General features: G+C 39.1%; 7 protein-coding genes. 4 read left to right on the top strand and 3 right to left on the bottom strand.

The window, feature by feature from the left end:
- Positions 1-946 (top strand): IS3 family transposase (locus EWM59_RS26905; protein WP_130022633.1); only part of this gene is annotated, 946 nt, incomplete at its 5' end.
- 13 nt (positions 947-959) lie between these two features.
- Here EWM59_RS26905 and EWM59_RS26910 read toward each other — a convergent pair.
- Together EWM59_RS26910 and EWM59_RS26915 are read right to left on the bottom strand one after the other, a co-directional pair.
- Positions 960-1625 (bottom strand): murein L,D-transpeptidase catalytic domain-containing protein, encoded by a 666-nt coding sequence (locus EWM59_RS26910; RefSeq protein WP_130024303.1) that lies wholly within the window; start codon positions 1623-1625, stop codon positions 960-962.
- 183 nt (positions 1626-1808) lie between these two features.
- Positions 1809-3218: a TlpA family protein disulfide reductase gene (locus EWM59_RS26915; RefSeq protein WP_130024304.1), complete on the bottom strand. Its 1410-nt coding sequence runs from the start codon at positions 3216-3218 to the stop codon at positions 1809-1811.
- Positions 3219-3478: 260 nt separating this feature from the next.
- On the opposite strand from EWM59_RS26915, the gene EWM59_RS26920 reads away from it, so the two are divergent.
- The 3 genes from EWM59_RS26920 (at position 3479) to EWM59_RS26930 (ending at position 6865) form a co-directional block, all read left to right on the top strand.
- Positions 3479-3946, top strand: coding sequence for a MarR family winged helix-turn-helix transcriptional regulator (locus tag EWM59_RS26920; RefSeq protein WP_130024305.1), 468 nt, complete (start codon positions 3479-3481; stop codon positions 3944-3946).
- Positions 3936-6569, top strand: coding sequence for a phosphoenolpyruvate synthase (gene ppsA / locus EWM59_RS26925; RefSeq protein ID WP_130024306.1), 2634 nt, complete (start codon positions 3936-3938; stop codon positions 6567-6569). The genes EWM59_RS26920 and ppsA overlap by 11 nt, the downstream gene beginning before the upstream one ends.
- Before the next feature lie 104 nt (positions 6570-6673).
- The gene (locus EWM59_RS26930) at positions 6674-6865 is read left to right on the top strand and encodes a hypothetical protein (protein ID WP_130024307.1); all 192 of its coding nucleotides are present in this window, start codon (positions 6674-6676) and stop codon (positions 6863-6865) included.
- Positions 6866-7091: 226 nt separating this feature from the next.
- Here the strand turns inward: EWM59_RS26930 and EWM59_RS26935 are convergent, their stop codons facing one another.
- The gene (locus tag EWM59_RS26935; RefSeq protein ID WP_130024000.1) at positions 7092-8507 is read right to left on the bottom strand and encodes a hypothetical protein; all 1416 of its coding nucleotides are present in this window, start codon (positions 8505-8507) and stop codon (positions 7092-7094) included.
- Between the last annotated feature and the right edge of the window lie 48 nt (positions 8508-8555).

Consider the following 8555-nt stretch of genomic DNA (forward strand, 5'->3'; position numbering starts at 1 on the left):
AAAAAAAGTACGTTGCCAAACAATCTACGCCCTCAAAGAGGCCAAACCAGCAATAGGTTTAGGACAAATATGTAGAATGTTTGGCATAACTAGACAAGCCTATTATCAGTATTTTTGGAGAGCAAATGATTGTCTGATTGAAGAAGAGTTACTCATACAAAAGGTCAATGCCATTCGTCAGAGACAACCGATGATTGGCACAAGAAAGTTGTATGGAATGCTTCAGGCTTTTATGATTGAGCATCAGATAAAAATGGGCAGAGATGCCTTATTTGACTTATTATCTCAGCATGGACTGTTAGTAAGAAGGAGAAACAGGAAAACAAAAACCACTTTTTCCTCTCATTGGTTAAGAAAATATCCGAATTTAATTAAAGATATTGAGCCTATAAAGCCTAATCAGATTTGGGCATCGGATATTACCTATCTGGAAACAAATGAGGGTTTTGTTTATCTATCACTTATTACTGATACCTATTCAAGAAAGATAATGGGCTATCATATAGCTGATAATCTTTTAGCCATAAGTTCAGTAGAAGCATTAAAAATGGCCTTAAAGAGTTTACCTCAAAAAGTGGATAAATTAATCCATCATTCTGATAGAGGTATCCAATACTGTTCACATGAGTATGTAACCTTATTGCAGGATTATGGCCTACAAATTAGTATGACACAGAATGGCAATCCTTTAGAAAATGCAATTGCAGAAAGAGTAAACGGTATCCTTAAAGATGAGTTCTTGGCTAAAATAATTATCAAAAATCTATCGCATGCGCAAGGCTTACTAAGAGAAATAATAGAGATTTACAATAAAGAAAGACCTCATATGAGTGTTGGACTCTTGACCCCAGAGCAGGCTCACCAAATGGAAGGTAAGTTAGAAAGATATTGGAAAAATTATTATACAAATAAAGGCTGTAAACCTATGGCAGGATTATCAATTTAACTGTAAACTTATTTTAGGACGAGTCATTGAAAGTCCATAGTAATATGGGCTTTTTTGATTGGATTATCACACTATCCAACTTCCTCATAAAGTTATTGCTCACCGCCGGGCACCCCCAACCTTCAGGAACTCCATCAGGATAAGGTTCATTATCGGGGATAGCATTCCAGGAATGTAAAACTATCTGTCTTTTTAAAGCATTATTATTGGTTTGCTCCATTCCATGCATCAGGTAATTTACTTTAATCCCCCATGTACTTACTCCTCTATTTCCAATTTTATATTTTCCAAGAGAGGAACAATAGCTTTCGGGGATATTACTAAATACTGCGGCATCTTTGGTATCATCTTTTCCCCAGTTTTTCTTTCCACAACCATGCGCAACCAACCCCGAAGCAAGGGTTTTATTATTTTTTAAATCCCAGATAAAGAATCTCTTTTTACCAGAGTGAATACTCATATCCAGCATAAAGCAAACCTCTGTATTCCAGTTTTTAGCCTTGCAATAGTTCAGCGCTTCTTTTGATTTAGCTTTTACTAAGCTATCTGAATGGTAGTAAAACTCATCTGTTTTCAAAAGGCTTAAAACTGAATTTTTCAATTCTTTAGCTTTACTTTTATCAACACAGCTTATACACAGATGGAGTAATAACAAAAGAAAATAAACTATTCTTTTCATAGAAGTAATTGTAAAAATGCTTTTTTTTCAGGTCAATACAATTATAAAAAGTAATCCAGTATTACTCACAAAAGCTCTGATAATTTATTGTCCCGGCAGATTCTTTCGACTGGGACACCCAGTCGGGGACACCCAGTCGGGGACACCCAGTCGAAAGAATCTGCCAGGACAAAATACTTGCTTTTATTTATCAGACAGATATTTATCAATCAACGAAATAAGCTCTTTGTCATTAGGGTGTGGTGCAGAACTTGTTATCAACACTCCTTTTTTGTCAAGCAAAGCATAACGTGGGAACCCCTGCTCTATTCCAAATTTTTCATTAAAGTATATTTCATCTTCTTTTTCTGCCTTTACATGCAAGCCAGTTATTTTTTTGTCTTTAATGGCTTTAAGCCAGTTTTCTTTTGTATCATAAAAGTCAATAAAAAGAAACACTACATCTTTGTCTTTATACCTTTGTTGCAGTTGTATTGAGTTAGGCATTTGCATTAAACAGGCCTTACACCAACTCCCCCAGAAATCAATATAAACAACTTTACTTCTGATAGACTTAATATCAAATGGTTTGCCTGATACATCTTTCAAAACAAACTCAGGTATTAAGCGGGTGATTTTGTTTTTCTTGTCCCACTTCTTCTGAATAATGTCAATATATTTAGAAGTCGGGAACTCTTTCTTATAATTTTCAAATTGTGTTTCAACGAATCGTGGTATATCAAAATAGTTTATCAGAAAAATTAATTTTTCACCCTTTATCCTCTCTTTTGTTAACGGATGGTCTGCTAATAATGAGTCTATAATTTTAAATTCGGTTTCACTATATTTTTCTCTATCCGGGTAATCACTAAAGAGATGAAGACGTTTGGTTGCCTGATAGCCAATAAAATCAACCACAGAATTTCTGTAAGAATCGCTTAAACAGCTATCATTCAGCAATTCAAATTTACTCCAGAAATGATAATATGCTGATGGAATATCTTCTTGTCTGATTCTTTTTTGCCCATATATATTCTGTAAAATATATTGGTTTTTATTAAAGTGTGAGAAATGCGTTATTTCTCCTTTGCAATAAGAAGCAAATATGTTTGAGACTTCATTTACAGCAAAGCTTTTCTTATATAAATCCCATCTTCTTTGCTCTATACTGTCAAGATGAGCTATTTGTTGTAAGGGAGCAAAACTATCCGAGGTTATCATAGGTGCAACACCCATAGGCCTCATAATCCCCGACTGGTATAAAAAATTGTTTTGCTTAGCCGCTTGTCCTGAAAAGTAAAATTTATTCTTATTGGTTTCATCAACTGTCAAAGTAGTGTTAGGAATTGCCCAAAGTCTTAAAAATTGATTTGAAATAAAAAGTAAGACAGGTTGTTCGGAATTTAAGTAAAATGAGGTTGAAAACTCACCATTTGCGTTAGTTTGGCCTTTATCTAACACTTCTCCTTGAAAGTCATTTAAAGCAGATTGATTATAAACTATTCTAAATTCAGTCGAAGGAAATGATTGAAAGCTACCTTTGATGATAGTTTGTCCGGAAGCATTCGTCAAGAGTAGCACATTTGTCAGAAGAATCAAAATAGATTTAAACATGGAGTTAGGCAGATTTAAAGTTTGAGACTTATTATCAATTACTTAAGGCTACAAACTTGTAAATATATTCCAGAAGTAAAAAATCGGTTTCGTTAAAAAATGTTAATCAGTTTAATTTACAGTCTCATCCCTCTACCCTGAATTCCTAACCCATTACCCTCACCAGTACACCTCCCCGCACCCAAAATTCTACCCCCCCTTTGCAAATCCCAATCTTTCAATTTATCTTTGCAACTAAGATACTTATTAAATAAGATAAAATGAAAGAAGATTTAATCAGGACTGTCAGGAAACTGAGTCAGCAGTATGCTTATACGTCTATTCAGATGCACGAAACCATTGCCCGAAAGGCCGGGTTTTCTGGGACTGACCATAAGTATTTAGGCTTTTTTTTAGAAAAAGGGTCAATGACCGCCGGAGAGTTAGCCAATTTAACCGGACTTACCACAGGTGCCGTTACAGGTTTAATAGACCGTTTTGAAAAGAAAAACATGGTTAAAAGACGGTTTATTGAAAACGACCGACGCAAGGTTATCATTGAAGCCAATACCGAAAACATCATGGCACTTTTTGCGCCACTCTACAAAGATTTCCGTAGTGGCTCCGAAGAACTGATTGCTTCTTTTGCAGAAGATGAAATCAGAATCATTGAATCGTACTTTCAGAAAGCCATTGCACTCATGAATGGCACTACCCAGACACTTAACACCACTAAAGATGAAAAATAAGTCGGCCTATCTACTCGGTTTCCACGAAATCGACCAGACCAAGCTCGCCCTTGTGGGTGGTAAAGCGGTGAATCTCGGAGAACTCAGCCGGATTGAGGGCATCTCTGTACCCGATGGCTTTTGTATTACTACGGAGGCTTTTCAAAGAATCATGCAGGAAACACCGTCTGCGAATGCCTTACTTAACCAGTTATCTGTACTCAAAACAGAAGACCGCATGCAAATCAGTGAAGTAAGCCGTGAGATTCGGAAGGTGATTGAAGAGATTGTCATGCCGCACGACATAGCAGAAGCCATTATCGATTACCTCACAGAATCGGGTACGGAAAAAGCCTATGCGGTGCGTTCAAGTGCTACGGCCGAAGACCTGCCAGCAGCCTCTTTTGCCGGACAACAGGATACTTACCTGAATATTATCGGACGAGAGGCAATCCTGCATCATATCACCCGATGCTGGGCTTCATTATTTACCGAAAGAGCCGTAATTTACCGCCTGCAAAACGGTTTCGACCACCATAAAGTCCATCTGTCTGTGGTGGTTCAGCAAATGGTATTCCCACAGGCGGCAGGGATTCTGTTTACTGCCGACCCCATTAACGGCCACAGAAAAGTCGTATCCATTGATGCCAGTTTCGGTCTGGGCGAAGCGATGGTTTCCGGTCAGGTGAATGCCGACAACTACAAAGTATCCGGCGGCAGAATAATTGACAAAAAAGTAGCTACCAAGCAATTAGCCATTGTTCCTTTGCCGGAAGGTGGCACCCAGGTACAAGAGATTGCCCCTGAAAAACAGCAAAGCCAGACCCTGACAGACAAGCAGATGCTACAGCTTGCACAAATGGGCAGAACCATTGAAGCACACTTCGGCAGTCCGCAGGATATTGAATGGTGTCTGGTTGATGAAACCTTTTATATCGTACAGAGTCGGCCTATCACTACTTTATTCCCGATTCCCAAAGAATCTGATACCGACAATCACGTGTACCTCTCGGTCGGTCATGCACAGATGATGACCGATGCCATGAAACCGCTGGGCTTGGCTATCTGGCTTTTAACCACCCCTGCCACCATGCGGGTAGCTGGCGGCAGGCTATTTGTAGATGTAACGCATAGGTTGCTTTCAGCCAAAGGCAGACCATCGATTATAGAAACCTTAGGGAGATTTGACCCGCTTGTAAAAGATGCCCTGACTACCTTGATTGACCGGGGAGATTTTATCCAATCGTTGCCGGAAAATGAAGAAGATTCCGGTAACAACGATAAAGGAGCAACACCTCCCAACTATCAGGCATTAAACGATTACGAATCACTTGGGGGTGCGGCAAAAGTGGCGGCTGATTTAGTGAATGATAGTCAGGCATCTATAGAAATCCTAAAGCAAAACATACAGACAAAATCCGGTTCGGAACTGTTTGATTTTATAGTAGAAGATATACAGGAACTAAAGAAGCACGTGCATTCAACCCTGAGTTTTGGTGCCATTATGACGGGCATGAATGCCGCCGCCTGGATTAATGAAAAGATGAACGAATGGTTAGGCGAGAAAAATGCGGCAGATACCCTTTCGCAATCGGTGCCTAATAATGTAACGTCTGAAATGGGTCTGGCATTGATGGATGTAGCAGATGTCATCCGTCCATATCCGGCTATTATCGGGTATTTACAGGAGACAAAAGAAGATAATTTTTTAGCTGAATTGCCTGCCTTTGAGGGCGGAAAACAAGTGAAAGCAGCTATTGAGGTTTTTTTGACTAAATACGGTATGCGCTGCGCCGGAGAAATTGACATTACCAAGACTCGTTGGAGCGAAAAACCGTCAATACTTATTCCGGTCATTCTCAGCAATATCCGCAATTTTGCGTCCGGGGCGGGCAAACAAAAATTTGAACAGGGTTTGCAGGAAGCCTTCAAAAAAGAACAGGAATTAATTGACCGACTGCAACCATTGCCTGATGGGCAACCCAAAGCCGAAGAAACCAAACGCATGATAGACCTTGTTCGGAATCTGGCGGGTTACCGTGAATATCCAAAATATGGCATGATTTGCCGCTATTTTATCTATAAACAAGCCTTGCTCCAAGAAGCTGAAAAACTGGTACAAGCCGGGGTTATTCGGGAAAAAGAAGATATTTATTACCTGAGTTTTGAAGAATTGCGTGAGGTAGTAACAACCAATCAATTAGATTATGCCCTTATTAACCAAAGAAAAGACGATTTCAAAGTCTATGAAAAACTGAATCCGCCACGGGTAATGACCTCTGATGGTGAAATAATTACAGGCCGATACAAAAGAGAGAATCTGCCTGTCGGAGGGTTGGTAGGTCTGGCTGTTTCTTCAGGCGTGATAGAAGGGCGTGCCCGTGTGCTATTAAACATGGAAGAGGCTACTCTTGAAGAAGGAGATATATTAGTTACTGCCTTTACCGACCCCAGTTGGACACCGCTCTTTGTATCCATCAAAGGACTGGTTACAGAAGTAGGCGGACTCATGACGCATGGGGCAGTTATTGCCCGTGAATATGGCTTACCTGCCGTTGTAGGAGTAGAAAATGCCACCAGACTGATAAAAGACGGGCAACGAATCAGGGTCAATGGTACAGACGGTTATGTGGAAATGCTATAAACAGAAACGGCTGATTGTTTTTTTTGAATCGTTGTAGCTGCCACTCAGAAGTCTGGTATAAATGTACAGTAAATTCATTACCTTGCAGTTCATTATCAGACTTCATGAAAATTTTTGTTAACATTCTCAAATGGGTAATTATACTGGCATTGGTTGTGCAACTAACGCTTACCATTTCGCTGTTTACCAGTGGCTATGAAATTGCCGCAGACAGAACCTATCATATTATCCGTGACAACGTAGTACTGCTCCTCCTGTTAGGGGGAGTAATTTACTGGAAAAGAAAACTTAAATAACTCCCCCTATTGTGGCGCGAACCTCCAGGTTCGCCGCAAAAATTTGTGCAACTTCGTGTTCATAGTGTATATAGTGGCAATTCCATTGCGGCAATCAAATTTCTAAAAAACGTGAGTTCGACAGATAAACTACTGACTATAAACAACTTGCAGTCTCGTAGGGACGGTATATTAAAACAATATATCGTCCCTACGGGTAGGTTGTCCAATCTGTAAAAAAGTTCTTTCATATTCTTAATGTATTTTTCCTTCTAAGAACTTGCTTATCAGCGAGTACTGCCTTACCCCATTGGTCTAAATCTGCCATAGAAACCTCTTCTAAGGCTGTCTTTATGTCGAACTTAAGTCCTTTGTTTGTTCTAAGTGGTAGTGCCAATACTTGCTTGGTAATGCCATGCAATGGATTGGCAGGTAGTTTTTGCTTGAATTTAGCAAACAAAGACTCCAAACAGTTTGAACAGCAATTCCAAACAGTGTCTGCATTAGGTAATTTTAACTTTTCTGTCTGTAAATACTCTTCAATAGCTGTGATTATTTTTCCATCCACTCTCAGGTGATGTTTTTTAAGCACATCCTTACATTGCTCAATATTTTCATAAGATAACCCTTTGATTTTCAGTAAATCTATTACCTGTTGACTCATTTGAAAAACTGCTTGAAGCTCTTCAATTAAGCCCTGATGCTGTTTGATAGGTCTAAAAAAGTCTTGTTCTTTGGCTGAAAAGGTTTCAAAACAAGTAATAATCTTCTTTGACCAGACAATACTGGGCTCTAAATTCATGAACCGAGCAATCACTCTTTGTTTAGGTGGAAGCAAGTAGGCCACCTCTCTCATGATTCCTTGAAATTTAGCCTGTGCGATGGCTTGCTGCCAACTGATAAACTTACCATGGTTACGATAGTGTTTCTCTACTATCAAGGCTATTTGATGAGAGACGTCTGCAATCCTGATACAACCACTATCACCAATACCCTTGCGTAAATTACTATTGCCATCACTGATAATATAGACAGGTTTACTACCCATTTTTTCTGTCACTTTTTCAATCTCTGCCCTAATATCTTCCGCTTTCCAGGATGATCGCACTGCGATAGACAAAACACTGACCTGTTCATAGTTTAAAGCAGTTGGCTGCTCTTTTTGGGCAGCTACTCCCAAGATAAGTACTAACCTTTGCTGACCGATTACCATACACTCATCAATGATTAAACCATAGGACTTACCAAGCTCACAGACTGGATGAGTATATTTATAGTAGCCTAATTTCTGCACCCATACAGCAATGATACTTTTACTGGGTAAGACGCCTAAAACACCGAATTCTAACTGAATGTATAGCAAAATCTTTACAATTCCTCTATAGCCACAGCCTAAAACCAAGTATAAGTATACACTCATTTGAATAGTCTGAACACTGTACTGATATCCTTGAGCTTTAGTAATCCGACCTGAATTTTGCTTGACAGAACGCAATTCTGAGGATTGTAAGGTCTTATATTTACGCTTCCACAAATCCCGACTCGCCTCTAATTCTTTCAGTCGCTGTCTGAGTTGTCTAAGCTCTGTTCGGCTATTTTTGACTTTTGCTTTTAATTCAGCTATATTTGTTCCTAAAGCATTCCACTGCTTGGGTTCTTGCATATATTTTGTTCTTTTCCAATTACAAAATTGCAAGAACTTTTTCTTTTA

It is taken from the genome of Emticicia agri, from assembly GCF_004168285.1.
GTDB classification, from domain to species: domain Bacteria; phylum Bacteroidota; class Bacteroidia; order Cytophagales; family Spirosomataceae; genus Emticicia; species Emticicia agri.

What these genes read in the sequence shown, in the direction of transcription:
- ppsA (WP_130024306.1), top strand. Translation starts at nt 3,936, where the DNA reads ATGAAAAATAAGTCGGCCTATCTACTCGGTTTCCACGAAATCGACCAG.
- EWM59_RS26930 (WP_130024307.1), top strand. Translation starts at nt 6,674, where the DNA reads ATGAAAATTTTTGTTAACATTCTCAAATGGGTAATTATACTGGCATTG.
- EWM59_RS26915 (WP_130024304.1), bottom strand. Translation starts at nt 3,218, where the DNA reads ATGTTTAAATCTATTTTGATTCTTCTGACAAATGTGCTACTCTTGACG.
- EWM59_RS26920 (WP_130024305.1), top strand. Translation starts at nt 3,479, where the DNA reads ATGAAAGAAGATTTAATCAGGACTGTCAGGAAACTGAGTCAGCAGTAT.
- EWM59_RS26910 (WP_130024303.1), bottom strand. Translation starts at nt 1,625, where the DNA reads ATGAAAAGAATAGTTTATTTTCTTTTGTTATTACTCCATCTGTGTATA.
- EWM59_RS26935 (WP_130024000.1), bottom strand. Translation starts at nt 8,507, where the DNA reads ATGCAAGAACCCAAGCAGTGGAATGCTTTAGGAACAAATATAGCTGAA.